Source organism: Neobacillus niacini, assembly GCF_000759675.1.
GTDB lineage: Bacteria > Bacillota > Bacilli > Bacillales > Cytobacillaceae > Neobacillus > Neobacillus niacini_A.
Genome location: NZ_BAWM01000004.1, coordinates 134,622 through 159,136, shown reverse-complemented (window position 1 = coordinate 159,136; position 24,515 = coordinate 134,622). Strand labels below are relative to the sequence as shown.

26 protein-coding genes and 1 other annotated feature are annotated in these 24,515 nt (G+C 37.8%); all 26 genes read left to right on the top strand.

The features are described 5' to 3' along the window. The first annotated feature begins 22 nt into the window (after positions 1–22). A complete protein-coding gene (gene murG, locus TR08_RS01830; RefSeq protein WP_045515378.1) occupies positions 23–1,126 on the top strand; it encodes an undecaprenyldiphospho-muramoylpentapeptide beta-N-acetylglucosaminyltransferase in 1,104 nt (367 codons plus the stop codon). A 63-nt stretch (positions 1,127–1,189) separates the two neighbouring features. Then, on the top strand, positions 1,190–2,098 hold the full coding sequence (gene murB / locus TR08_RS01825; RefSeq protein ID WP_045515377.1) for a UDP-N-acetylmuramate dehydrogenase: 909 nt from the start codon (positions 1,190–1,192) through the stop codon (positions 2,096–2,098). A 192-nt stretch (positions 2,099–2,290) separates the two neighbouring features. Continuing rightward, entirely contained in the window at positions 2,291–3,091 is an 801-nt protein-coding gene (locus tag TR08_RS01820; RefSeq protein ID WP_045515376.1) for a cell division protein FtsQ/DivIB, read from the top strand. After that, the gene (locus tag TR08_RS01815) at positions 3,072–3,779 is read left to right on the top strand and encodes a DUF881 domain-containing protein (protein ID WP_238579060.1); all 708 of its coding nucleotides are present in this window, start codon (positions 3,072–3,074) and stop codon (positions 3,777–3,779) included. Before TR08_RS01820 ends, TR08_RS01815 begins: the two co-directional genes overlap by 20 nt. 52 nt (positions 3,780–3,831) lie before the next feature. Then, complete coding sequence (locus tag TR08_RS01810) at positions 3,832–4,569, top strand: DUF881 domain-containing protein (protein WP_045515374.1); 738 nt, start codon at positions 3,832–3,834, stop codon at positions 4,567–4,569. Then, a complete protein-coding gene (locus TR08_RS01805) occupies positions 4,569–4,922 on the top strand; it encodes a small basic family protein (protein ID WP_045515373.1) in 354 nt (117 codons plus the stop codon). Before TR08_RS01810 ends, TR08_RS01805 begins: the two co-directional genes overlap by 1 nt. Positions 4,923–5,057: 135 nt before the next feature. Continuing rightward, on the top strand, positions 5,058–6,344 hold the full coding sequence (gene ftsA, locus TR08_RS01800; protein ID WP_045515372.1) for a cell division protein FtsA: 1,287 nt from the start codon (positions 5,058–5,060) through the stop codon (positions 6,342–6,344). Between the two features lie 42 nt (positions 6,345–6,386). After that, positions 6,387–7,523 (top strand): cell division protein FtsZ, encoded by a 1,137-nt coding sequence (gene ftsZ / locus TR08_RS01795; protein WP_045515371.1) that lies wholly within the window; start codon positions 6,387–6,389, stop codon positions 7,521–7,523. 236 nt (positions 7,524–7,759) lie between these two features. Further along, a complete protein-coding gene (gene spoIIGA / locus TR08_RS01790; RefSeq protein WP_045515370.1) occupies positions 7,760–8,698 on the top strand; it encodes a sigma-E processing peptidase SpoIIGA in 939 nt (312 codons plus the stop codon). A gap of 45 nt (positions 8,699–8,743) precedes the next feature. Then, positions 8,744–9,463 carry an RNA polymerase sporulation sigma factor SigE gene (gene sigE, locus TR08_RS01785; RefSeq protein WP_045515369.1) on the top strand — a complete coding sequence of 240 codons (720 nt, stop codon included), beginning with the start codon at positions 8,744–8,746 and terminating at the stop codon, positions 9,461–9,463. Positions 9,464–9,781: 318 nt separating this feature from the next. After that, entirely contained in the window at positions 9,782–10,561 is a 780-nt protein-coding gene (gene sigG / locus TR08_RS01775) for an RNA polymerase sporulation sigma factor SigG (RefSeq protein WP_045515367.1), read from the top strand. 103 nt (positions 10,562–10,664) lie between these two features. After that, positions 10,665–10,934 carry a YlmC/YmxH family sporulation protein gene (locus TR08_RS01770; RefSeq protein WP_045515366.1) on the top strand — a complete coding sequence of 90 codons (270 nt, stop codon included), beginning with the start codon at positions 10,665–10,667 and terminating at the stop codon, positions 10,932–10,934. Between the two features lie 69 nt (positions 10,935–11,003). Further along, positions 11,004–11,828, top strand: a complete 825-nt coding sequence (pgeF, locus tag TR08_RS01765; RefSeq protein WP_045515365.1) for a peptidoglycan editing factor PgeF — start codon at positions 11,004–11,006, stop codon at positions 11,826–11,828. After that, on the top strand, positions 11,825–12,517 hold the full coding sequence (locus TR08_RS01760; protein WP_045515364.1) for a YggS family pyridoxal phosphate-dependent enzyme: 693 nt from the start codon (positions 11,825–11,827) through the stop codon (positions 12,515–12,517). Before pgeF ends, TR08_RS01760 begins: the two co-directional genes overlap by 4 nt. Continuing rightward, positions 12,514–12,951 carry a cell division protein SepF gene (locus tag TR08_RS01755; RefSeq protein WP_045515363.1) on the top strand — a complete coding sequence of 146 codons (438 nt, stop codon included), beginning with the start codon at positions 12,514–12,516 and terminating at the stop codon, positions 12,949–12,951. Before TR08_RS01760 ends, TR08_RS01755 begins: the two co-directional genes overlap by 4 nt. A gap of 6 nt (positions 12,952–12,957) precedes the next feature. Then, positions 12,958–13,221 carry a YggT family protein gene (locus TR08_RS01750; RefSeq protein ID WP_045515362.1) on the top strand — a complete coding sequence of 88 codons (264 nt, stop codon included), beginning with the start codon at positions 12,958–12,960 and terminating at the stop codon, positions 13,219–13,221. A gap of 29 nt (positions 13,222–13,250) precedes the next feature. Next, entirely contained in the window at positions 13,251–14,024 is a 774-nt protein-coding gene (locus TR08_RS01745) for a YlmH family RNA-binding protein (RefSeq protein ID WP_045515361.1), read from the top strand. 95 nt (positions 14,025–14,119) lie between these two features. Next, the gene (locus TR08_RS01740) at positions 14,120–14,635 is read left to right on the top strand and encodes a DivIVA domain-containing protein (protein ID WP_045515360.1); all 516 of its coding nucleotides are present in this window, start codon (positions 14,120–14,122) and stop codon (positions 14,633–14,635) included. Between the two features lie 50 nt (positions 14,636–14,685). Continuing rightward, positions 14,686–14,925: a binding site (T-box leader), on the top strand. Between the two features lie 74 nt (positions 14,926–14,999). Continuing rightward, positions 15,000–17,771 (top strand): isoleucine--tRNA ligase, encoded by a 2,772-nt coding sequence (gene ileS, locus TR08_RS01735; RefSeq protein WP_045515359.1) that lies wholly within the window; start codon positions 15,000–15,002, stop codon positions 17,769–17,771. A 451-nt stretch (positions 17,772–18,222) separates the two neighbouring features. Next, on the top strand, positions 18,223–18,519 hold the full coding sequence (locus tag TR08_RS01730) for a hypothetical protein (protein WP_045515358.1): 297 nt from the start codon (positions 18,223–18,225) through the stop codon (positions 18,517–18,519). Positions 18,520–18,598: 79 nt separating this feature from the next. After that, a complete protein-coding gene (gene lspA / locus TR08_RS01725) occupies positions 18,599–19,090 on the top strand; it encodes a signal peptidase II (RefSeq protein ID WP_045515357.1) in 492 nt (163 codons plus the stop codon). Further along, on the top strand, positions 19,062–19,973 hold the full coding sequence (locus TR08_RS01720; protein WP_045515356.1) for an RluA family pseudouridine synthase: 912 nt from the start codon (positions 19,062–19,064) through the stop codon (positions 19,971–19,973). Before lspA ends, TR08_RS01720 begins: the two co-directional genes overlap by 29 nt. Before the next feature lie 176 nt (positions 19,974–20,149). Continuing rightward, a complete protein-coding gene (pyrR, locus tag TR08_RS01715; RefSeq protein ID WP_045515355.1) occupies positions 20,150–20,692 on the top strand; it encodes a bifunctional pyr operon transcriptional regulator/uracil phosphoribosyltransferase PyrR in 543 nt (180 codons plus the stop codon). A 165-nt stretch (positions 20,693–20,857) separates the two neighbouring features. Beyond that, complete coding sequence (locus TR08_RS01710; RefSeq protein ID WP_045515354.1) at positions 20,858–22,168, top strand: solute carrier family 23 protein; 1,311 nt, start codon at positions 20,858–20,860, stop codon at positions 22,166–22,168. 163 nt (positions 22,169–22,331) lie between these two features. Next, on the top strand, positions 22,332–23,276 hold the full coding sequence (locus TR08_RS01705) for an aspartate carbamoyltransferase catalytic subunit (RefSeq protein WP_045515353.1): 945 nt from the start codon (positions 22,332–22,334) through the stop codon (positions 23,274–23,276). After that, on the top strand, positions 23,236–24,513 hold the full coding sequence (locus TR08_RS01700) for a dihydroorotase (RefSeq protein ID WP_045515351.1): 1,278 nt from the start codon (positions 23,236–23,238) through the stop codon (positions 24,511–24,513). Before TR08_RS01705 ends, TR08_RS01700 begins: the two co-directional genes overlap by 41 nt. Positions 24,514–24,515: the final 2 nt, after the last annotated feature.

The following is a 24,515-nucleotide window of genomic DNA, read 5'->3' as shown; positions in this document are numbered from 1 at the left end:
TTTTTTAATTTGGGGTGGACATATGAAAATAGTTGTAAGTGGCGGGGGAACTGGAGGCCATATTTATCCAGCTCTTGCTCTCATAAGAGAAATACAAAAAGAAAACAAAGATGCTGAGTTTTTATACATAGGGACAAAGACCGGGTTGGAAGGTACAATTGTTCCTCGGGAAAAGATTCCTTTTAAATCCATCCATATTACCGGATTCAAAAGAAAATTATCCTTGGATAATATCAAAACAATTTTAAGATTTTTAAAAGGTGCTAGGGACAGTAAAAAAATGTTAAAAGAATTCAAACCTGATATTGTAATTGGAACAGGTGGTTATGTTTGTGGTCCCGTTGTGTATGCGGCTGCTAAATTAAATATCCCAACGATTGTCCACGAGCAGAATAGTGTACCTGGGCTGACAAACAAATTCTTAAGCAGATACGTAGACAGGATTGCAATTTGTTTCGAGGAAGCAAGGGACTATTTTCCAAAAGAGAAAGTGGTGTTTACTGGAAATCCTCGAGCTTCGGAAGTAAATGGTAAAGATGGAATCAGAGGAAGACTGTCAGCAGGTTTAAGTACTACCATGCCGGCAGTTCTAATTTTCGGAGGCAGCCGTGGTGCGAGACCTATAAATGATTCTGTTGTTAAGGCGCTTTCGGAATTTGGTGAAAAACCTTATCAAGTACTTTATATTACTGGTGATGTACATTTTGATGACGTGCAAAATGAAGTTGAACTTGTTGGGAATCCGAAAAACGTAGTGATTAAGCCCTTTATTCATAACATGCCTGAGGTTCTTTCAGGAATTGACTTAGTTGTTTCAAGAGCTGGAGCAACGACGCTTGCTGAGATTACATCATTAGGAATTCCAAGTATTCTCGTCCCAAGTCCGTATGTTACAAATAATCATCAAGAAAAAAATGCTAGATCACTAAGTGATCACGGTGCAGCAGAATTACTCCTCGAAAAAGATTTAAACAGCAAAAGTCTCATTCAGCATATAGACAAAATTTTGTTAGATGATGAAAACTTAAAGATGATGAAAATAAAAGCAAAGAAATTAGGAGTTCCCGACTCTGCTCAAAGACTATATAAACTTATGAAACAGCAAGTAAAAGGAAAACAAAAGTAGCCCAAAGAGGTTTTTAGCATAAACTAAAACTATACGTTTGTTTTGAAAGATAGGGTGATAGGAATGGACGGATTATTAACAGAATTTCAAGATTTAAATATTGGCAAAGTGAAAAGAAATGAACTGCTGTCCCAGCATACTACGATGAAAATTGGAGGTCCTGCTGACATTTTTATTGAGCCATCTTCTTTGGAAAATATCCAAAAAGTAATGACCTTTATTAAGGAGCGGCAAATCCCATGGAGGGCAATTGGCAGAGGATCGAATTTACTTGTTTCTGATAAAGGGATTGAGGGTGTCGTCATTAAATTAGGCTCTGGTTTAGACCATCTATCCATAAATGAATCAACGATTACGGTTGGCGGTGGTCATTCTTTAGTAAGCTTATCTACCTTGATATCCAAAAAAGGATTGTCAGGACTTGAATTTGCTAGTGGTATCCCTGGGTCAGTTGGCGGCGCCGTATATATGAATGCAGGAGCACATGGTTCAGATATCAGTAAGATATTAACAAAGGCTCACATTTTGTTTGAAGATGGAGCGATTGAATGGTTGTCCAAGGATGAAATGGAGTTCACATATAGGACATCAGTCCTTCAAAAGAAGCGTCCAGGTATCGTTTTAGAAGCAGAATTCCAGCTAATAAAAGGTGATAGGACTGCCATTGTTTCACAGATGCAAAAAAATAAAGATTATCGCAAAGAAACGCAGCCATGGAATTTTCCATGTGCAGGAAGTATTTTTCGGAACCCGCTGCCAAACTATGCTGGTAAATTAATTGAGGATGCTGGTTTAAAAGGTTTTCAAATTGGCGGTGCGAAAATATCAGATATGCACGGAAATTTCATTGTAAATGCCGGTAATGCAACTGCCAAGGATGTTCTAGATTTAATTCAGTATATTAAAGATAAAATTCTAAATTTATATGGAATTAAAATAGAAACTGAGGTAGAAATTATTGGGCGAAAGTAAAACGAATTAGTCGTACTAATTACAATATTTGTGTTATAATTACTCATTATAAATATGGAAAAAAACTGAGAAAAAGAATGACGGCATGATTTTTCGTGCCGTTGTTTTGCTTTTAGGCGAAGAAAAGCGGGTAGTATTTAATAGGTTTTCTTTTAGGACATGCTAAGCGTTATTCTTAATGGAGGGAAGTGTATGGATAAAGGTAAGATTGTCGCTCTTGAGGATCGAATTCCAAAGCTTAAAGAGCAAAGACGGCGTAAAGCTAACAGAAGGCTTATTTTTCTTCTATTTTTGTTCTTTACCATGATCGCCGTTGTCGCTTATGTACAATCGCCATTAAGTCATGTAAAAAAGATTACCATTAAAGGAAATGAATTGCTGTCCACAGATGAGATTATTAAAATCACTGAGATATCTAAAAAAACAAATATTTGGAGTGTAAAGAAAGATACGATTGCGTTAAATCTCCAAAAGATGAATGTTATTAAACAAGCAGAAGTAACAATAAAGTGGCCAAATACTGTAATGATAGAGGTCCAAGAACGTAATAAAATTGCCTATCTTGAATCAGATAACATCTATTTTCCAGTAATGGAAAATGGAAAGGTCCTTAAGGATAGGGAAGTCTCTGAAATACCTGTTAGTGCACCAATCCTTTTCAAATTTAAAGAGGATGCTATCCTTAAAGAAATGGTTAAAGCACTTGAAGAACTTCCGGTTGAGGTTCTTAATGCTATCTCTGAAATACACTATACTCCGAAAAAAACAGACCAGTATCATATTTCTTTATTTATGAACGATGGTTTTGAAGTAAGTGCCACATTACGAAGTTTTTCGGAAAAAATGATACATTATCCTTCGATCATAAGTCAATTAGATCCGAGCATTAAGGGTATTATCGATTTAGAGGTAGGTTCATATTTTAAGGCCTATGAATTGGAAGCGAACGAATCGGAGGAATTGGAAATTGAGAATGATAAAGGTGAAGGGTAAGCATGTTATTTTATCCCTAGTATGCCTTGTTCTTGGGTTTATGATTGCATTTTCCTATCATTTTACTCAAAAAGAAATTAATCAAAAAAATACAAATTTAACGAGTAAACAATGGGAAAAAACAATAGACCTTCGAAATCAACTGATTGAATTAGAGGAATTAAATCGTAAGCTGCAAAAGGAATTAAACCAAAAGCAAGATAAGGTCCTAGAAAACGAAAAAGATCTTTCAAAAGAAGCGGAAGCCTTTGTAACCCTTGCTGAAGACGCAGAAAAATACCGGATGTTCTTAGGTAAGGTTAAGGTTAAGGGACAAGGGGTGATGGTCCAGCTTTCAGATGGTGCGTATGACCCGAAGGAAGACAATATTAATAACTATCTCGTACATGAATACCATGTATTTAAAGTTATTAATGAGCTTTATATCTCAGGTGCTGCAGCCATTGCCATCAATGGTCAGCGATTAACAAGCCATTCCTATATTATATGTAACGGACCCGTTATTACGGTTGATGGCATTCAACATCCAGCGCCATTTGTGATTACAGCTATTGGCGAACCAGAGGTATTAGCCTCTGCATTGAACCTTACCGGTGGTGTGAAAGATCAACTCGTTAACGATAATATTGTCTTTAGTTTAGAAAAAAAGAGCGAAATAATCCTAAATCCAATTTTAGGACAATCATAAGAAATTCAAATATGTCCACGTGAAGATAAAAATACAAGGTAAGGTGAAAAAAGTGGACAAGCATAAAAAAAATATCAGTTTTATTGCTATATCTGCAGTGATAGGTTTTATGATTGCTATCCAATTTCAAACAGTAAAAAAACCTGTTGAACGTGATACTCGTGATTTATGGCAGCTTCGCGAGGCAGTACTGCAAGAGAAAGAATTACAATCTGAATTATTGAGTGAAATTCGTTCGATTGAAGAAAAATTACTTGCCTATGAGTCAAAGCAGAAGCGAAGTAAGGAACAGGCATTACTTGATACCATCCAAGAATTGAAGATTGAGGCAGGAATGACAAAAGTAACAGCTCCCGGTTTAATATTAAGGATTGAACCAATACTTGAGGAAATTCAAGTAGGGGCAGAGATATCGACATCGGTGTCACCTGAACTTCTAAAAAGGTTATTAAATGAATTGAATATGTATAATGCCAAATATGTATCTGTTGATGGGCAGCGAATTATTAATACAACTGTCATTAGGGATATTAACAATGAAACAAAAATTGATGGTCACGCATTGTCAAGGTTACCAATTGAAGTTATAGTTGCCGTTGATCATATAGATACGGCAGAAAAATTATATAATCAGATGAAAGCGTCGAAAGCTACGGAAGAATTTTTCATCGAAAACCTCAAGCTTACTGTTTCGGAACCAAATCCTGAAATTTCCATTCCAGCATATGATAATCCTATTCGGATTCGATATTTAGAGTCATTGAAGGCGAATGAAGGAGGGAATACATAATGTGGCTTCCGCTATTAGGATTAATTGTCGGAATCTTTCTGGGACTATTAACTGATATTAGGATTCCTGAAGAGTATTCGAATTATCTATCTATTGCTGTTTTGGCAGCTCTTGATACCTTATTTGGCGGTATAAGGGCGCACATGCAAAATATATATGATGAAAAAGTCTTTGTTTCTGGATTCTTTTTTAATATTTTACTTGCCGCAAGTTTAGCTTTTCTAGGTGTTCATCTTGGTGTAGACTTGTATTTAGCAGCTGTTTTTGCCTTTGGTGTTCGCTTATTTCAAAATATAGCCGTAATTAGAAGAATATTATTGACAAAATGGTCAACTAACAAAAATAAAAATTAGAAAAAAATTGATTTTTTTAAAGGGAATTATTTAGTTGTGACGAATAATTTTATAAGATATAGGTGTGTACTTATTATTATATCTTGTGAAAAAAATTGTTGTTCGACTGAAGGAATGCTAAGGAGGTGCCAAAGAATGAACAGCAATGAAATATACGTAAGTCTTGACATCGGTACATCCAGTGTAAAAGTAATCATTGGTGAAATTGTCAACGACTCTATAAATATAATTGGTGTTGGGAACGTAAAGTCTGAAGGATTACGTAAGGGATCTATCATTGACATCAATGATACCGTTCATTCAATTAAACGTGCTATTGAAGAAGCTGAAAGAATGATTGGAATGGAAATAAGACAAGTGATTGTTGGAATTTCAGGCAATCAGGTTGCTCTTGAGCCATGTCGAGGAATTGTAGGAGTTTCCAGTCAAAACCGTGAAATCACGAATGAAGATGTGAGACGTGTTATAGAAGAGGCCCAAGTTGTATCTATCCCTCAAGATAGAGAAATTATCGGGGTTATCAGAAAACAATTTATCCTTGATGGTAAGGATGAAATTAATAACCCTTGTGGTATGATAGGAGTCCGTTTGGAAGTAGAAGGGACACTTATTACGGGGTCCAATGCAATTATTACGAATACTTTGCGATGTGTTGAGCGTGCTGGATTAGAAATCACCGATATTATTCTACAGCCGCTTGCAGCTGGAGAGTATGCACTATCAAAAGATGAGAAAAACTTAGGGGTTGCTTTAATCGACTTAGGTGGCGGTTCAACAACCATTGCTTATTTTGAACAAGGATTTTTGGCAGAAACAAGTGTAATACCAGTAGGCGGAGACCTAATTACTAATGATCTTTCTAAGGTATTACACACATCAACCGAGGATGCTGAAAAAATCAAAGTAAAATATGGACATGCATTTTACGATGATGCCTCAGAAGATGAGTTCTTTAGTGTGCCAATTATCGGAAGTGATCAACATCAACAATTTAATCAATTATATGTTTCTGAAATAATAGAAGCTCGAATGGAAGAAATTTTTGAATTGATTGCTCATGAACTGAAACGTTTAGGTATAAATGATTTACCTGGAGGGTTTGTATTTACAGGTGGCACCGCAAATATGCAAGGCGTATTAGAACTAGCTCAATCGATTTTTCAAAGTCCAGTTCGGAAAGCCGTTCCCAATTATATTGGAGTAAGAGAGCCTCAATATACAACTGCGGTTGGTTTAATTAAATATGCATACAAGAATGCTAGATTACCAGGTGGGACCTTCGTCGCTTCAGCACCTGTTTCTGAACCAATCGAGAAGAAAATTCAAAAACAACAACAACAGCCAAAAGCAAAAGCAGAAAAACATCCGGAAGATAAGATGTCATCAAAAGTAAAAAAATTCCTTGGTCTCTTTTTCGAATAGGCAAACACGAAAAGGAATATCGACGAATTAGGAGGATTTGTCATGTTAGAGTTTGATACAAATTTAGATTCTCTTGCTACAATAAAAGTAATTGGGGTAGGCGGCGGCGGAAACAACGCGGTAAATCGAATGATCGAACATGGTGTTCAAGGAGTAGAATTTATAGCGGTTAATACCGATGCACAAGCACTAAACCTTTCAAAAGCAGAAGTGAAAATGCAAATTGGGTCAAAATTAACAAGAGGTCTTGGTGCAGGGGCTAATCCTGAAGTGGGTAAGAAAGCGGCAGAAGAGAGTAAAGAGCAATTAGAAGACGCACTACGTGGTGCGGATATGGTATTTGTAACTGCTGGTATGGGCGGCGGAACAGGCACAGGAGCGGCTCCTGTTATTGCACAAATTGCCCGTGATTTAGGAGCTTTAACTGTAGGTGTTGTAACACGTCCGTTTACTTTTGAAGGTAAAAAGCGTTCTAACCAAGCCGCAGGAGGTATTGGTGCAATGAAAGAGGCAGTGGATACATTGATTGTGATCCCGAATGACCGCCTTCTTGAAATTGTAGATAAAAGTACACCGATGCTTGAGGCTTTCCGTGAAGCTGACAATGTGCTTCGTCAAGGGGTTCAGGGTATTTCTGACTTAATTGCGGTACCTGGTCTTATTAACCTGGACTTTGCAGATGTGAAGACAATTATGTCAAACAAAGGATCAGCGTTAATGGGAATTGGTATGGCAACTGGTGAAAACCGTGCAACTGAAGCAGCTAAGAAAGCAATTAGTTCTCCATTGTTAGAAACTTCTATTGATGGTGCACAAGGGGTCCTGATGAATATTACTGGTGGCAGTAACTTGAGTCTATATGAAGTTCAAGAAGCTGCTGATATTGTAGCGACTGCATCCGATCAGGAAGTAAATATGATTTTTGGATCTGTAATTAATGAAAATCATAAAGATGAAATCATTGTTACAGTTATTGCAACGGGCTTTAATGAGGAAGTAATCCAACCAAAGCCAACTACTCGCCCAGCGTTTGGACAAGCAAAACCCCAAATGGGAACGGTAAAGAGAGAGCAAAAACGAGAAGAAGCTCCACAAGAACCTGTTCGTCAGAACAATGCTCCTCAAGAGGAAACATTAGATATTCCTACATTCCTACGTAACAGGAACCGTAGAAGATAATAACAAAAAAGGCATGGTCCATTTGGACCATGTCTTTTTTGTTTAAATTTAATTAGACAAAATACGTTGTTAATAGTGAAAATTTCTGTTTTTTCATTACAGAAAGTGACACACTTTAGCCCATAAAGTAGGTTATACTTTTTCCTAAACAGAATAATAGAAAAGAATGCTAATACACCCTTATGTATAATCCATAGAGCTACTAAATGCTTTTGACATTAAAAGGGGGAAGCTGGTTGTCTGTATATTTAGATGTTATTTGGGCCCTTAATCTGTTATTTGATAGCCTTCTCCTGTATCTATCAGCCATTTTTTTAAAAAGACAAATTCGGATATGGAGGGTATTAGCAGGCGGTTTTATTGGTTCATTAATCATATTATTTTCGTTTACACCATTACATACCATTTCTAATCATCCGATTTCGAAGCTTCTCTTTTCGGTCGTAATGGTTTTAATTGTGTTTGGTTATAAACGATTATCATTTTTCATTAAGGCATTAATGACTCTTTATGTAACCACATTTCTTATAGGAGGAGCATTAATAGGAGCTCATTATTTTGTCCAATTTGATTCTCAAATGTCAACAAAAGTAATGATTGCAAGTGTTACGGGGTTTGGTGATCCAATCAGCTGGCTTTTTGTTTTGCTAGGTTTTCCAATTGCTTGGCATTTCTCAAAAAGGAATATTGAGAGTATGGAAATGACCAAGATTCAATTTGATCAGATTGTTAATGTCACCTTAAAAATAAATACTGAATCTTTTACTTTTAAGGGGCTTGTCGACAGCGGAAATCAGCTTTATGATCCATTATCAAAACTTCCTGTTATGTTTGTCTCCATTAAGAATATGATAGAAGGCATGGCCGAACCGATAATAAAAATGGCAACCGATTCAGAATCTCTGATTCTCGGAAATGTAGAGTTTCCGGTCGATTGGCAAAATAGGCTAAGGATTGTCCCTTGCCGGGTGGTAGGACAAGAGCATCAGCTCATTGTTGCTGTTAAGCCAGACTCAATTATTATTGATACAAAAGGAGAGAGTTATTTATGCGAAAAAGGTCTAGTTTCGTTTACTGTGCAGCAATTATCTGCCGATGATGCCTTTCAATGCATTGTTCATCCCAAAATGCTCACCGGACCAAAACAACATAGTGATTCGGTGAAAGTAAGCTAATAATACTATACTCGTAAAAAACATATTTTAGAAGGAGGAACTTGCGTGAAAAAATGGAGACTTCGCTTATCCTACTACTGGTATAAGATACTAATCAAATTAGGAATTAAAAGTGATGAAGTTTATTATATTGGCGGCAGCGAAGCCTTACCGCCTCCTTTAAGTAAGGATGAAGAAGAGCTGCTTTTAAATAAGCTTCCAGGTGGTGATAAGGCAGCTAGATCGATATTAATAGAACGTAATTTGAGACTTGTTGTCTACATTGCTAGGAAATTTGAAAATACTGGAATTAACATTGAGGACTTAATTAGTATTGGAACCATTGGTTTAATTAAAGCGGTCAATACGTTTAATCCTGAGAAAAAAATTAAGCTGGCTACATATGCATCCAGATGTATTGAAAATGAAATCCTCATGTACCTGCGCAGAAACAATAAAATAAGATCTGAAGTTTCCTTTGATGAACCATTAAATATCGATTGGGACGGAAATGAATTATTATTATCTGATGTATTAGGAACAGATGATGATATTATTACGAAGGATTTAGAAGCAAATGTAGACAGAAAATTATTAACCAAGGCATTGCACCAATTAACGGATAGGGAAAAGCAAATCATGGAGCTGCGCTTCGGTCTAACCAATGGTGAAGAAAAAACACAGAAGGATGTAGCCGATATGCTTGGGATTTCTCAATCGTATATATCCAGGTTGGAAAAAAGAATTATTAAAAGATTAAGAAAAGAATTTAATAAAATGGTTTGATGAAGAAAAGCGGAAGCGCCTGGTTCAAGGAAAAAAGCAGTTCATTTTTTCCCAGCCACGACAAGCATAAGACGAGCGCTGACAAAGGCGCTCTTTGCCTTCCGAAGCGATTGGCTTATGACTCGAGGGGCTAGGCGCTGGAGCTGGACAATGGAAAAAAAAGAATTTTTTTCATGCTGAAAGACCTTTGAAACTAAAGTCATAATCGTATTTTTCGACAATTTCAGGGCTATTCCTTAGAAAGTACAAGTGCATATTTTTCCTGCTCAAGGAGATACTGTTTTTTGTACAGCAACTCCTATGAGGAGGGAAAAGGGATTGACTCGAAATAAAGTTGAAATTTGTGGCGTAGATACATCAAAACTTCCTGTATTAAAAAATGAAGAAATGAGATTACTCTTCAAGCAAATGCAAGAGGGCGATATTACAGCACGAGAAAAACTCGTCAACGGAAATTTACGACTCGTTCTTAGTGTTATTCAGCGGTTTAACAATCGTGGCGAGTTTGTTGATGATCTGTTTCAGGTTGGCTGTATTGGGCTTATGAAATCGATTGATAACTTTGATTTAAGTCAAAACGTTAAGTTTTCCACTTATGCCGTACCAATGATTATCGGCGAAATACGAAGGTACCTGCGCGATAATAATCCAATTCGCGTTTCGAGGTCCTTAAGAGATATCGCTTATAAGGCGCTACAAGTAAGGGAACGATTAATGAGTGAAACTTCACGGGAACCAACTGCTGAGGAGATTGCAAAAGTATTAGAAGTCCCTCACGAAGAAATAGTATTTGCATTAGATGCTATCCAAGATCCAGTGTCCTTGTTTGAACCAATCTATAACGATGGCGGCGATCCTATTTATGTGATGGACCAATTAAGTGATGAACGAAATAAAGATATTCACTGGATTGAAGAAATTGCATTAAAAGAAGGTATGCGCCGATTAAATGAGCGAGAAAAGTTAATTTTAAGAAAACGATTCTTCCAGGGCAAAACGCAAATGGAAGTAGCCGACGAAATCGGGATTTCACAAGCGCAGGTTTCTCGGCTAGAAAAAGCTGCCATCAAACAAATGAATAAAAATATTCAAAGTTAAAGCTGCCCTTTAGGGGCAGTTTTATTTTTTCTATTAAATACAGATAAATTGACCAATCAAATCATATATTTTCATTAGTATCAAAATGGTGGGAGTGAGAGAGATGGTGAAAATTTCTGAATTTCAGATTAAAGATGTTGTAAATGTGTCTGATGGCAAAAAGCTTGGAAACATTGGTGATATTGAAATTAATCTTTCCACAGGTAAAATTGAAGCGGTTATCGTTACTGGTAACGGTAAAGTTTTAGGTTTTTTTGGACGGGAAGAAGATATCGTTATTCCGTGGAGAAATATTATTAAAATTGGTCAGGATGTAATATTGGTAAGATTCAAGACTATTGAAGAAAAGTCTGCGGAAGAAATGGAAGTATAGTTATCATCTTCTTACGGTGACCAATTAAACGATTCATGGTAAACTAGAAAAAAACAAACGAGGTTGAGTATGGAACCCTTTGCACATCATAATCAATCATATTTCTCAATTAGAAACTGGATGGAAATGAATCCGGGGCTTGTTGCTGGATTAACCACCAAAAAAGGCGGCAGCAGCATAGGAGTTTTTGAAAATCTAAATATGGGCTTTCATGTTGGAGATCAGGTGGAAGCTGTTTGTTCTAACAGGAACAAGTTGGCTAACCTTATCCAATTTCCACTAAATCATTGGGTAGGCGCTGAACAGACCCATGATACTGTAATTAGGAAAATTACCAAAGCTGACCGTGGTACAGGTGCAGATACCTATGACAATGCTTTTAAGGGGACCGATGGCTTTTATACGAATGAAGAGGGAATTTTATTAACTCTTTGCTATGCAGATTGTGTCCCTCTTTTTTTTATTTCTCCTGATCACAGGATGATTGGTGCTGCACATGCAGGCTGGAAGGGAACAGTAAATGAAATAGCACGGAAAATGGTAGAGAAATGGAGAGAGGAAGGAATCGCTCCTAATCAAATTTTTGTAGCTATAGGTCCGTCCATATGTGAAAAATGTTATATTGTTAATGATTATGTAATTAACTTTGTAGAAAATACACTAGAAGATGTCGAAAAAAAACCATATAATACAATAAAAGCTGGTCAATATACATTAGACTTGCGAGAACTGAATAAAATGATTCTTCTTAAGAGCGGGGTCCCTGAAAAAAACATTCAAATTTCTAAACTATGCTCAAGTTGTGACCAGTCTGAATTTTTTTCTCATCGCCGTGACCAAGGTAAAACAGGAAGGATGTTAAGTTATATAGGATGGAAGGAGACCTCCGAATGAAGGTTGCAGAAAATCTCATACATATCAGTCAGCAAATAAGCAATGCATGTCAAAGGGTAAATCGGACTCCTGATGAAGTGAAACTGATTGCCGTTACCAAATATGTCAGTATTGAAAGAGCAAATGAGGCGCTCACAGCTGGTATAATAAATCTAGGTGAAAACCGAGATGATGGACTTTTAAAAAAGTGGGAAGTATTAGGGGACATGCCCGTATGGCATTTTATTGGCACCCTGCAGACACGCAAAGTTAAAAATATTATTGATAAGGTAGAATATATTCACTCTTTAGATCGAATTTCACTAGCAGAGGAAATTAGTAAACGTGCAGTGAAAAAGATTAAATGCCTAGTCCAAGTGAATGTTTCACAGGAAGAATCAAAGCATGGACTAGCTCCTGAAGAGGTATTAAATTTTATCAAAGACCTTCGCCCGTATGAAAACATTAGTATTGAAGGTTTAATGACGATGGCCCCGTTAACGGATGATGAAGAACAACTTCGAAACTGTTTTCGAAAGCTAAAAGAGCTCCGTCAACAAATAAAGAATTGTAATCTTGATTATGCCCCTTGTACAGAGCTTTCTATGGGGATGTCAAACGATTTTGAAATAGCTATAGAAGAGGGAGCAACAATGATTAGAATTGGAAATGCACTTGTCGGTGTGGCTGGTGAGGAGGAGAAAAGATGACGATTAAATCGAAATTAAAAACATTTTTCTTTTTAGATGAGGACTACGATGATAATACTCAGGATGAATTTGAAAAGGTCGAACCCATAAAGCCTCAAAAACAACAGCCATTGAAACCTCAAAATGTTGTAAGTTTGCAGAGTATCCAAAAGGCCTCAAAAGTAATTTTAGTAGAACCAAGAGTATATGCAGAAGCCCAAGACATTACCGACCATTTAAAAAACCGGCGAGCTGTTGTCGTAAATCTTCAGCGAATTGGTCACGAAGAAGGAAGACAAATTGTCGATTTTTTGAGTGGAGCTGTCTATGCATTAGGTGGAGACATTCAAAAAATAGGGTCCAGTATATTTTTATGTACTCCTGATAATGTTGAGATTTCTGGCAATATTTCTGAATTAGTGAAGGAACAAGAATATCTAGATACGAGGTGGTAAAAAGAAATGGATATGATTTTTAACTTTTTGGTCCAATTACTTGGAATTTATAAATGGATGCTCATCATTTATATCCTATTATCCTGGTTCCCGAATATGAGAGACTCGCAGATTGGGACAATTCTTGGTAAGCTATGTGAACCATTTCTAGAACCTTTTAGAAAAATTATTCCACCAATTGGTATGATGGACCTTTCTCCTTTAGCTGCGTTTTTTGTATTATCTTTTGCCCCGCAAGGCTTAAGGGTTTTGCAAACCTTAATTTCGTAATTTAGTCTAATAGGCCTGAGGAGTTTAACATGAATATTTATCAGCATTTTCGCCCGGAGGAACGGGAATTTATTGATCAAGTATTACATTGGAAGGATTATGTTGATTCCAGCTATACATCTAAACTTACGGATTTTCTTGATCCAAGAGAGCAGCATATTTTAAAGGTCCTAATAGGTGAGAATGGAAATTTAAAATATCAGCTTTTTGGCGGGGTTTCTGGAAGTGAAAGAAAAAGAGCACTCATCATGCCGGATTACCTGATACCAACGGAAGAGGAATTTCAAATTAATCTCTTTGAAATCGAGTATCCTATTAAGTTTGTTTCGATCGAACACCCCCAAGTTCTAGGTTCACTCATGTCCCTTGGATTAAAACGTGGGAAATTTGGCGACATAGTAATGAAAAATGGACGAGTTCAATTTTTTTCTGCTGCGGAAATCAGTGACTATATTAAAAATAATCTAGAATCAATTGGCAGGGCCTCTATACGATTAAAAGAGTTAGCTCTTGATGAAGCAATTACGGCAGATAATTTATGGATGGAGCAGGACATCACAGTGTCCTCTTTACGGCTCGATACGATTATTTCTGGGATTCATCATATATCCAGGCAAAAATCACAGCTATTCATTCAACAAGGATTGGTAAAGGTGAACTGGACATCGATTGAAAATCATTCTTTTGAATGTGCGGAAGGTGATTTGTTTTCATTAAGAGGCTATGGCAGAGTGAAAATTTTGTCTATTGAAGGAAGAACAAAAAAGGATAAGTGGCGAATGGTTGTCGGAAAGCAAAAATAAATTTTATTTTTTTTTGCAGGAATTTCGAAAACATTGTCGAATATTTGCTTTATATACTTAATACATACAGAAGAAAGATTCTTGGAGGTGGCAACATGCCGTTAACGCCGTTAGATATTCACAATAAGGAATTTAATAAAGGTTTTCGTGGTTACGATGAAGACGAGGTAAATGAATTTTTAGATCAAGTCATTAAGGATTATGAATTAGTCCTTCGTGAAAAGAAAGAAATGGAAGAACGTCTAAATGAAATGAAGGACCGTCTAGGTCACTTTGTAAATATTGAAGAAACCCTAAACAAATCTATTGTTATTGCTCAAGAAGCTGGTGAGGATGTAAAACGCAATGCACAAAAAGAAGCCAAGCTTATAATAAAGGAAGCAGAAAAGAATGCCGATCGTATTGTAAATGAGTCGCTATCTAAAGCTAGAAAAATTGCTCTGGAGATCGAGGATTTGAAGAAGCAATCAAAAGTATTCCGTACTCGTTTTAAAATGTTGATTGAAGCCCAGCTAGATATGCTAAATACGGATGACTGGGATCATTTATTAGAGTATGAGGTTGATGCAACTGAACTTAAGATACATCAAGAGGAAGATTCCTTAGCTTGACGAATTGGTATTATTTCGCATATAATTTTTTAATAGGTAAATAAAGAATGGTAATGACAATGAGAGGGACAGTACAATTTTTCAAAACTTTTGTTAGCGAACCGGGGATGGTGGAAGCCTGGGAAAAGTGAGAAATTGGAAGATCACCCTTGAGTCCCAGACTGAAACTCTTTTCTAAAGAAGATTAAGTTATGGCGGGTTATTCACGTTACGAATCTTAAAGAGGATAGTAGATTTTTGGACTATTTATCAGGGTGGTACCGCGGGAATAAAACCTTCTCGTCCCTTTTATGGGATGAGAGGGTTTTTTTATTTGTCTATTGGCAATTCTGTTTATGATGAGTATTACAGGAGGAATAAGAAAATGGAATATAAAGATACGTTATTAATGCCAAAAACTGAATTTCCAATGCGTGGCAATCTTCCACAAAGAGAGCCTGATATTCAGGCTAAGTGGGATGAAATGAATATTTACAAAAAAGTTCAGGAGCGTACTGCCGGGCGTCCAATGTTTGTGCTTCATGATGGACCTCCATATGCCAATGGTGATATTCATATGGGTCACGCACTAAACAAAGTATTAAAAGACTTTATTGTACGCTTTAAGTCGATGAGCGGCTATCATGCACCTTATGTTCCAGGCTGGGATACACATGGTTTGCCAATTGAGCAGGCTTTGACAAATAAAGGAGTAAAACGTAAAGAGATGACGGTAGCTGAATTCCGTCAGCTTTGTACAAAATATGCCCTTGAACAAGTTAGCAATCAGCGTGAACAATTTAAACGTATCGGAGTTCGTGGTGATTGGGAAAACCCATATATTACGCTTAAGCCCGAATATGAAGCGCAACAGATTAAAGTCTTTGGAGAAATGGCGAAAAAAGGCTATATCTATAAAGGTCTTAAACCTGTATATTGGTCCCCTTCAAGCGAATCAGCTCTTGCTGAAGCTGAAATTGAATATCAGGATAAAAAATCACCTTCCATTTATGTAGGATTTAAAGTTAAGGATGGAAAAAGGGTTCTTGATACAGATGTTCAAATTGTCATCTGGACGACTACACCTTGGACGATTCCAGCTAACTTAGGAATTTCGGTACACCCAGACCTAACTTATGTAGTAGTTGCAGTGAACGGAAACAAATACTTAGTAGCAGAAGCCCTTCTTGAAGCAGTAACGAAGGAAATAGGCTGGGAAGATGCGGCTGTTATTCAAAAGGTAAAAGGAAATGAATTAGAGAATATCCTTGCAGCACACCCATTATATGACCGTGACTCCTTAGTAATGCTAGGTGAACATGTTACAACTGATGCTGGAACAGGGTGCGTTCATACAGCACCTGGACACGGGGAGGATGACTTCCATGTTGGCCAAAAGTATGGACTTGAAGTACTTTGCCCTGTTGATGATAAAGGTGTAATGACTAGTGAAGCACCAGGTTTTGAAGGATTATTTTATGATGCGGCAAACAAGCCAATTTCTCAAGCATTAGAAGAAGCAGGAGCTCTCTTAAAGCTTTCGTTTATTACTCACTCCTATCCACATGATTGGAGAACAAAAAAGCCAGTTATTTTTAGAGCCACAGCTCAATGGTTCGCATCAATAAAAGACTTCCGAAATGACCTGCTTCAAGCGGTTAAAGAAACAAAATGGGTACCAGCTTGGGGTGAAACCCGACTATTTAATATGGTCCGTGACCGTGGGGATTGGTGTATTTCACGTCAGCGGGTCTGGGGAGTTCCTATTCCAGTATTCTATGCTGAAAATGGTGAGGAAATCATAACAGATGAAACGATTGAACATGTTTCAGGTTTGTTTAGGGAACTTGGTTCAAATATTTGGTTCGAGCGTGAAGCAAAGGACCTTCTGCCAGAAGGATTTACACATCCAGGAAGTCCGAATGGATTATTTACAAAAGAAACAGATATCATGGACGTGTGGTTTGATTCCGGATCATCGCACCAAGCTGTGCTTTTAGAAAGAGAGGATTTAGTCCGACCAGCTGATTTATATCTAGAAGGATCAGACCAATATCGAGGCTGGTTTAACTCTTCACTATCTACTGCCGTTGCAGTAACAGGGAAAGCTCCTTATAAAGGTGTCCTAAGCCATGGATTTGCCTTAGACGGTGATGGAAGAAAGATGAGTAAGTCCTTAGGAAATGTTGTTTTACCTGAGAAGGTTATGAAACAATTAGGCGCGGATATTTTACGACTTTGGGTTGCTTCGGTTGATTATCAGGCAGATGTTCGTGTATCAGACGCTATTCTCAAACAAGTTGCAGAAGTATATCGGAAAATCCGCAACACTTTCCGTTTCTTATTAGGAAATTTAGCGGACTTCGATCCTGCCACTGACAAGGTAGCATATGAAAACTTACGTGAAGTTGATCAGTTTATGCTTGTGAAACTGAATAAACTGATTAAATCTGTAAGAAATGCTTATGAAAATTACGAGTTTGCCGGAATTTATCATGCGGTAAATAATTTCTGTACCCTTGATTTAAGTGCATTCTATCTTGATTTTGCTAAGGACGTTTTATATATTGAAGCCGTTGATAATCATGAGCGTCGTGCAATTCAAACGGTTTTATATGAATCGCTGCTGGCATTAACAAAATTAGTTTCACCAATTCTTTCGCATACTGCAGACGAGGTATGGAAATTCATTCCTGCTGTTACGGAAGAAAGTGTTCAATTAACAGATATGCCAGAATACCAGGAACTAAATAATGCAGTTGCTTTAGAAGAAAAATGGACTTCATTCATGAAGCTTCGTGATGATGTTTTAAAAGCACTAGAAGAAGCTAGAAATCAAAAGGTTATAGGTAAGTCATTAACTGCAAAGGTTTCCTTATATGTGAATGATAATACGAAAAACTTGTTAGACTCTATTTATGAGAATGTGCAACAATTATTTATCATCTCTGGATTTGAAGTCGCAGGAAGCTATGATCAAGCACCTGAAAATGCAATTAAATTGGATACAGCTGCTATTGTTGTTACCAAAGCCGAAGGTGAAACATGTGAACGATGCTGGGTTGTGACACCTGAAGTCGGTAAAGATTCAGAGCACCCTACACTTTGCCCACGTTGTGCAGAAGTGGTTAAAGGAAACTATACACACTTAGCATAAGAAAAGAGCAAGCGCCCTCGGAACAAGCTAAAGTACAGCTTGTTCCTGCGATGATTACTCTAAGGAGCTTTCCTTAGTGGTCAGCGGCGTATGGCCTCCTCGTAAAAGCTAACGCTTTTCCTTCGTGCGAAGTTTACGCTGCCGAAGCGTTCCTTGTGGAGCGCTCCAACTGAGATAAAGGAAACACGAAGAGCCGTAGGCGCATTCGTGCTTTACTTAGCGTAGGGCGGAGAGCGAAGGACACTAGCCGCTAGGTCCGCTTGCGCTAGACAGTAAACTAAGTTCAAAATACTTTCCTATATTTAAAAGGAATTCCCCATGATAAATTCATGGGGTTTTTTCATTTTTTAACCTTTTCAGTTAATTGTTGTTGTTGATGTCAAATGTTTTCCCGAGTCGGTACGATTTATGGAGAGATAATATAAGAAATGACTTAACGGAGGTTACAACTATGAATGCAATGCAGGAACAGCTGTTTTGGGAACTCCGTAAAACACAATTAGAAATTTTAAGATCATTGAAAAATAAGCAAAAAAATGATTGGATAATCACGATATTAGAGGATGAACTGGCGGATATTTCTACTGCCATTCAAAAGTTAGAAGAGGGTAATTTTGGGCAGTGTGAAACTTCTGGTGAACCATTACCCGATAATCTTTTGAAAATAATGCCAACGATAAAGTCATCTAGGGATACAGAAATTTTGGAGCATTTTTATAGAAAACCAATTAATTCTACGTTTTTCTAACGTTACATTGTCGTTTCGCTGAAGATTATGCTAAAATGCTAAGGAGTAAAGTCAACGCGTGAGATGGGGGTATTCCTTAGTGTTTTATTATTTAATCGCAATTTTTATTATTTTATTAGACCAAGTGACGAAATGGTTGATCGTCACAAAAATGTATCTTGGTGAAAGTATCCCAATAATTGAGGATTTTTTGTATATTACTTCTCACCGAAATCGGGGAGCAGCATGGGGGATCCTGCAAGGACAGATGTGGTTCTTCTATGTGATTACCGCTATAGTAATTATTGCGATCATTTATTACATTCAAAAAGAAGCAAAAGGTAAGTGGCTGTTAGGTGTTTCCTTAGCATTTATGCTAGGCGGAGCAATAGGAAATTTTATCGACCGTTTGCTTCGTAAAGAAGTTGTTGATTTTATTCATACGTATATTTTCAATTATAACTTCCCAGTTTTTAATATTGCGGATTCGGCTTTAGTCATTGGCGTAGTATTATTAATGATTCAAATGCTACGTGATGAGCGTGAAACAAAGGAGAAATCATATGGAGAAAATGGTACACACCATTCTTGAACAACAAAAAGGCGATCGAATTGATAAGGTTATTTCAACTTTAGATGAAGAATGGTCAAGAACACAGGTTCAGCAATGGATTAAAGAAGGAAATGTCCTGGTAAATGGACAAACAATCAAAACAAATTATAAATGCAGTTTAAATGATGAAATCGAGATTAGTATTCCAGACCCAGAGTTGCTTGACGTAATTCCAGAGGATATGGATTTAGATATTTATTTCGAGGATAAGGATGTTTTAGTGGTTAATAAACCAAGCGGAATGGTGGTTCATCCAGCACCTGGACATTTAACAGGGACACTTGTTAATGGTTTAATGGCCCATTGTAAAGATCTATCAGGAATAAATGGTGTTCTAAGACCTGGTATCGTTCATCGCATTGATAAAGATACATCTGGTCTATTAATGGTTGCTAAAAATGACATGGCCCACGAAAAGCTTGTTAACCAATTAGTGGAAAAGACCGTTACTCGTAAGTATAGAGCTATTGTACATGGAGTGATACCGCACGATTTTGGAACGATTGATGCACCGCTTGGAAGAGATACAAAGGATCGGCAAAGTATGACCGTCGTGGATAATGGGAAGCATGCTGTTACCCATTTCCATGTTATTGAACGGTTAAAGGATTTTACCTTTGTGGAGTGTCAACTGGAGACCGGCAGGACACACCAAATTCGTGTTCATATGAAATACATTGGCTATCCGCTTGCAGGTGACCCCAAGTATGGTCCGAAAAAAACATTGGATATAAATGGACAGGCATTACATGCTGGAATTCTAGGATTTAACCACCCTAGAACCAACGAATACCTAGAATTCGAAGCTCCATTACCAAAAGAATTTGATGAGGTATTAGAGCAATTGCGAAATAATCATTGACATATTTGTCGAATTAAAGTACGATAACAACAGTTGAATATGCCTTTAAATCAGTCCAGTGAGGCTGAGAAGGAAACGGATAAATTGGTTGGGATACCTATGCCCAAACTAATTAACTCTTGTACCTCTCACCTCAAGGTGAGAGGTTTTTTTATTATAATAGGCGGGTGTAAATAATGAACCAAAAAGCAGTATTATTAGACGCACAAGCAATTGGAAGGGCATTAACTAGAATCGCGCACCAACTCATTGAAAAAAATAAAGGGATTGAGGATTGTGTACTTGTAGGTATCAGGACCAGGGGAATATTCATTGCGGAGAGACTTGCTGCCAAAATCGAAGAGATTGAAGGTAAACCGATACCTGTTGGCGAATTGGACATAACCTTATATCGGGATGATTTAACTAAGAAAACAGAAGATCAAGAACCACTCGTTAAGGGATCAGATATTCCAGTCGAAATGAAAGATAAAAAAGTTATTCTCGTTGATGATGTTTTATATACAGGTCGAACTGTTAGAGCAGGGCTGGACGCTATTATGGATCTAGGTCGTCCCTCTTCAATACAACTTGCTGTTCTGGTTGACCGTGGACACCGTGAACTTCCTATCAGAGCAGATTATGTTGGTAAAAACATTCCAACTTCAAGCAGTGAAAAGGTAGTAGTTGAATTACTAGAAGTCGATAAGCTTGACCAAGTAAGTATCTTTGAAAAGTAAATAGTAACCCTTTTAAATACAGTCCTGTGAGGCTGAAAAGGGGGGAACTTGCCGGCTCGGTTATTACGGCATTTCTATACCCTCTTTGTACACTCATGGACAAAGAGGGATTTTTTTTGAGAAAAATGCGCACTAATAAATAAAAAGATTGTGGGGGAGAAACAATTGAACAATAAACCAATCTTAGACGTGAAAGAGATTCCCAATCCTGCACAATGGCTCACTTTAAGCTTACAGCATTTATTTGCAATGTTTGGAGCGACCATTCTTGTTCCTTATCTTGTAGGATTAAGCCCGGCAATTGCATTGATATCAAGTGGTTTAGGAACACTCGCTTTCCTAATGATAACAAAATGGCAGGTACCCGCGTACCTTGGTTCCTCGTTTGCTTTTATTGCTCCAGTCATTGCAGCAAAAGCAACAGCTGGTCCAGGCGGCGCAATGATTGGCTCCTTCCTAGCAGGTCTGGTTTACGGAATTGTAGCTCTAGTGATTAGTAAAGCAGGTCATCGCTGGATAATGAATTTGCTACCTCCAATCGTTGTCGGTCCAGTCATAATTGTTATCGGCTTAGCACTTGCTGGTACAGCTGTTAGTATGGCAATGAATAATCCAGCAGGTGAATATAGCTTGATACATTTCTCTGCGGCTTTGGTAACATTAGCAGCAACCATTATTTGTACCATCTACATGCGCGGAATGTTAAGCATAATCCCAATTCTGGCAGGTATAGTTGTCGGCTATCTTTACTCTTTTGCAATCGGGATTGTTGATTTTAAGCCAGTGTTGGAAGCAAGTTGGTTTGAAATGCCTGAATTCATCATTCCATTTGTAAGCTACGAGGTTAAAATAACTTGGGACTTAGCACTTCTAATGGTACCAGTCGCGATTGTTACTCTTTCAGAGCATATTGGACACCAGCTTGTACTAAGTAAAGTTGTTGGGCGAGATTACATTAAAGAACCAGGTTTACACCGCTCCATTTTAGGGGATGGAGCAGCAACTATTATTTCTGCATTGATTGGCGGACCACCAAAAACAACTTATGGAGAGAATATCGGTGTCCTAGCAATAACTCGAGTATACAGTGTCTATGTCATTGCGGGTGCGGCAGTTCTTGCTACTATCTTTGGATTTATCGGAAAAATAACGGCATTAATCAGTACAATCCCAACGCCTGTAATGGGTGGGGTTTCCATCCTGCTCTTTGGAATTATTGCTTCATCAGGTTTACGGATGCTCGTTGACAGTAAAATTGATTTTGGTAATAATCGTAACTTGGTGATATCATCGGTCATTCTTGTCATCGGAATTGGCGGAGCATTTATAAAAGTTTCAGAATCCTTTCAAATTCAAGGAATGGCATTTGCTGCAATAGCCGGCGTTCTTCTACACCTAATCCTTCCTGGCAGAGAGCCAGTAAGTGAAGATATGTTTAACCAAACAGTAGAAAAAGATAATCAAAAAACTGCATAAGAGTAATCAACCTTTTAAAAGTAGTCCAGAGAGGCTATAAGGGTGTAATACTGAGTGCCATTGTAATGTGTCTGCACATTTATGGACTTTGTTAGATTTTATTGCACCCTGATTTCCTTAAATCAGGGTCTTTTTTTACCAAATTGAGAGATGGGGGAATAGCATGTTAAATCACTTGCTAACCACAAATGAGTTAAAAGTTGAAGAGATTTATCAAATTTTAACAGATGCACAGAATTTTGCTGAAGGAATGAAATGGCGATCAGGAGAGCAATTATTTGCAGCAAACTTATTTTTTGAAGCAAGTACAAGAACGAAATCAAGTTTTGAAGTGGCAGAAAGAAGATTAGGTTTAAATGTTATTCCATTTGAAGTCCAAACCTCAAGTGTACAAAAAGGAGAAACACTTTACGATACGGTAAAAACACTTGAATCTATTGGCGTTAATACCATTGTTATACGCCATGGGCAAGATCGTTACTTTGATGAACTTGTTGGAAAAATTTCGATACCAGTTATTAATGGAGGAGATGGGTGCGGTCATCATCCTACACAATCACTTCTAGACCTTTTAACTATCTATCAGGAGTTTGGTGGGTTTACAGGTTTGAAAATTGCCATCATAGGTGACATAAGGCATAGTAGAGTAGCACGTTCGAATGCAGATACACTCACAAGATTAGGAGCAGATGTTATTTTCTCTGGTCCAGAGGAATGGTTTGATCAACATAGTCTAAGTGCAGCCAGATTTAGACCAATTGATGAAGCAGTAGTCGAGGCTGATGTAGTCATGCTACTTCGTGTTCAGCATGAACGCCACCAAAAGAAGGGAAGCTATACAGCAGCAGATTATCATAGACAGTTTGGTCTAACCTTGGAAAGAGAACAGAACATGAAGTCTCGTAGTATAATTATGCACCCCGCACCAGTAAATCGAAATGTTGAGATAGCTGATAGCTTAGTCGAATGTAAACGGTCAAGAATTTTTAAGCAAATGGAAAATGGAGTATATGTAAGAATGGCTGTCTTAAAGAGGTCACTAGAAAGCATAAAAGGAGTGTATGAGAATGAAACTACTTATTCAGAACGCCAGTTACATAGCATCTAATGGCCAAAGTAAACAAGGGGATATTTTAATAGAAGATGGAATCATCACAAAAATAGAGAATCAAATGGAAGCTAATGTAGATCGAAAAATTGACGCAACAGGGACATTGGTATCACCAGGATTTATCGACTTACATGTCCATCTCCGCGAGCCCGGCGGCGAGAAAAAAGAAACGATTGCGACGGGTACACTCGCTGCCGCTAGAGGTGGATATACAACCTTAGCAGCAATGCCGAATACAAGACCAGTTCCAGATTCTAAAGAACAAATGGAATGGGTGCAGAAACGAATCGAAGAAACAGCAAACGTAAGGGTTTTACCTTATGCATCAATCACAGTAAGACAACTTGGAAAAGACTTAACAGACTTTGAAGCGTTAAAAAATGCAGGAGCATTTGCATTTACTGATGACGGTGTCGGCGTTCAGTCTGCTGAGATGATGTTAAAAGCAATGCGTAAGGCAGCTGAAGAGAATGTAGCCATTGTTGCCCATTGTGAAGAAGACACATTAATAAATAAGGGTTGTGTGCATGAAGGGTCTTTTTCGGAGAGGAATGGATTAAACGGAATTCCATCCGTTTGTGAGTCTGTCCAGATAGCCAGGGATGTATTACTTGCTGAGGCAGCAGGGTGCCATTATCATGTTTGCCATGTTAGTACCAAAGAATCGGTCCGTGTGATACGTGATGCAAAGAGAGCGGGAATTAATGTCACTGCGGAAGTAACACCACACCACTTAATATTGACACAAGATGATATCCCAGGACTTGATCCCAATTATAAAATGAATCCACCGCTTCGCGATTCTTCTGATCGGGATGCGTTAATTGAAGGACTGTTAGACGGAACACTTGATTTTATTGCAACCGATCATGCACCGCATACAAGTGAAGAAAAAGGTGAGGGAATGGAGCTTGCTCCTTTTGGAATTGTCGGTTTGGAAACAGCATTCCCATTGCTTTATACACATTTCGTCTTAAAGAACATTATGACACTAGAACAGTTAATTGAGTTTTTGACGAAAAAGCCGGCAGACAGCTTTTCACTTCCATTTGGAACCATTGAAGTAGGAGCTCCTGCAGACATTGTTCTTTTGGACTTGCAGGAAGAAAGAGTCATTGACCCACAAGAATATTTATCTAAAGGAAAAAATACTCCATTTGCAGGCTGGGCTTGTAAGGGCTGGCCGCAATTGACAATCGCGAGCGGCAAAATAGTATGGGAAAAGGAAGTGTAACA

Excerpts from the sequence above, each read along its gene's own strand:
- TR08_RS01705 (WP_045515353.1), top strand. The coding sequence starts at position 22,332 with ATGTTAAATCACTTGCTAACCACAAATGAGTTAAAAGTTGAAGAGATT.
- ftsA (WP_045515372.1), top strand. The coding sequence starts at position 5,058 with ATGAACAGCAATGAAATATACGTAAGTCTTGACATCGGTACATCCAGT.
- TR08_RS01815 (WP_238579060.1), top strand. The coding sequence starts at position 3,072 with ATGATAAAGGTGAAGGGTAAGCATGTTATTTTATCCCTAGTATGCCTT.
- TR08_RS01700 (WP_045515351.1), top strand. The coding sequence starts at position 23,236 with ATGAAACTACTTATTCAGAACGCCAGTTACATAGCATCTAATGGCCAA.
- TR08_RS01720 (WP_045515356.1), top strand. The coding sequence starts at position 19,062 with ATGGAGAAAATGGTACACACCATTCTTGAACAACAAAAAGGCGATCGA.
- TR08_RS01750 (WP_045515362.1), top strand. The coding sequence starts at position 12,958 with ATGGATATGATTTTTAACTTTTTGGTCCAATTACTTGGAATTTATAAA.
- murG (WP_045515378.1), top strand. The coding sequence starts at position 23 with ATGAAAATAGTTGTAAGTGGCGGGGGAACTGGAGGCCATATTTATCCA.
- TR08_RS01755 (WP_045515363.1), top strand. The coding sequence starts at position 12,514 with ATGACGATTAAATCGAAATTAAAAACATTTTTCTTTTTAGATGAGGAC.
- ftsZ (WP_045515371.1), top strand. The coding sequence starts at position 6,387 with ATGTTAGAGTTTGATACAAATTTAGATTCTCTTGCTACAATAAAAGTA.
- murB (WP_045515377.1), top strand. The coding sequence starts at position 1,190 with ATGGACGGATTATTAACAGAATTTCAAGATTTAAATATTGGCAAAGTG.
- pgeF (WP_045515365.1), top strand. The coding sequence starts at position 11,004 with ATGGAACCCTTTGCACATCATAATCAATCATATTTCTCAATTAGAAAC.
- ileS (WP_045515359.1), top strand. The coding sequence starts at position 15,000 with ATGGAATATAAAGATACGTTATTAATGCCAAAAACTGAATTTCCAATG.
- pyrR (WP_045515355.1), top strand. The coding sequence starts at position 20,150 with ATGAACCAAAAAGCAGTATTATTAGACGCACAAGCAATTGGAAGGGCA.
- TR08_RS01760 (WP_045515364.1), top strand. The coding sequence starts at position 11,825 with ATGAAGGTTGCAGAAAATCTCATACATATCAGTCAGCAAATAAGCAAT.
- TR08_RS01805 (WP_045515373.1), top strand. The coding sequence starts at position 4,569 with ATGTGGCTTCCGCTATTAGGATTAATTGTCGGAATCTTTCTGGGACTA.
- TR08_RS01820 (WP_045515376.1), top strand. The coding sequence starts at position 2,291 with ATGGATAAAGGTAAGATTGTCGCTCTTGAGGATCGAATTCCAAAGCTT.
- TR08_RS01740 (WP_045515360.1), top strand. The coding sequence starts at position 14,120 with ATGCCGTTAACGCCGTTAGATATTCACAATAAGGAATTTAATAAAGGT.
- TR08_RS01745 (WP_045515361.1), top strand. The coding sequence starts at position 13,251 with ATGAATATTTATCAGCATTTTCGCCCGGAGGAACGGGAATTTATTGAT.
- TR08_RS01770 (WP_045515366.1), top strand. The coding sequence starts at position 10,665 with ATGGTGAAAATTTCTGAATTTCAGATTAAAGATGTTGTAAATGTGTCT.
- TR08_RS01730 (WP_045515358.1), top strand. The coding sequence starts at position 18,223 with ATGAATGCAATGCAGGAACAGCTGTTTTGGGAACTCCGTAAAACACAA.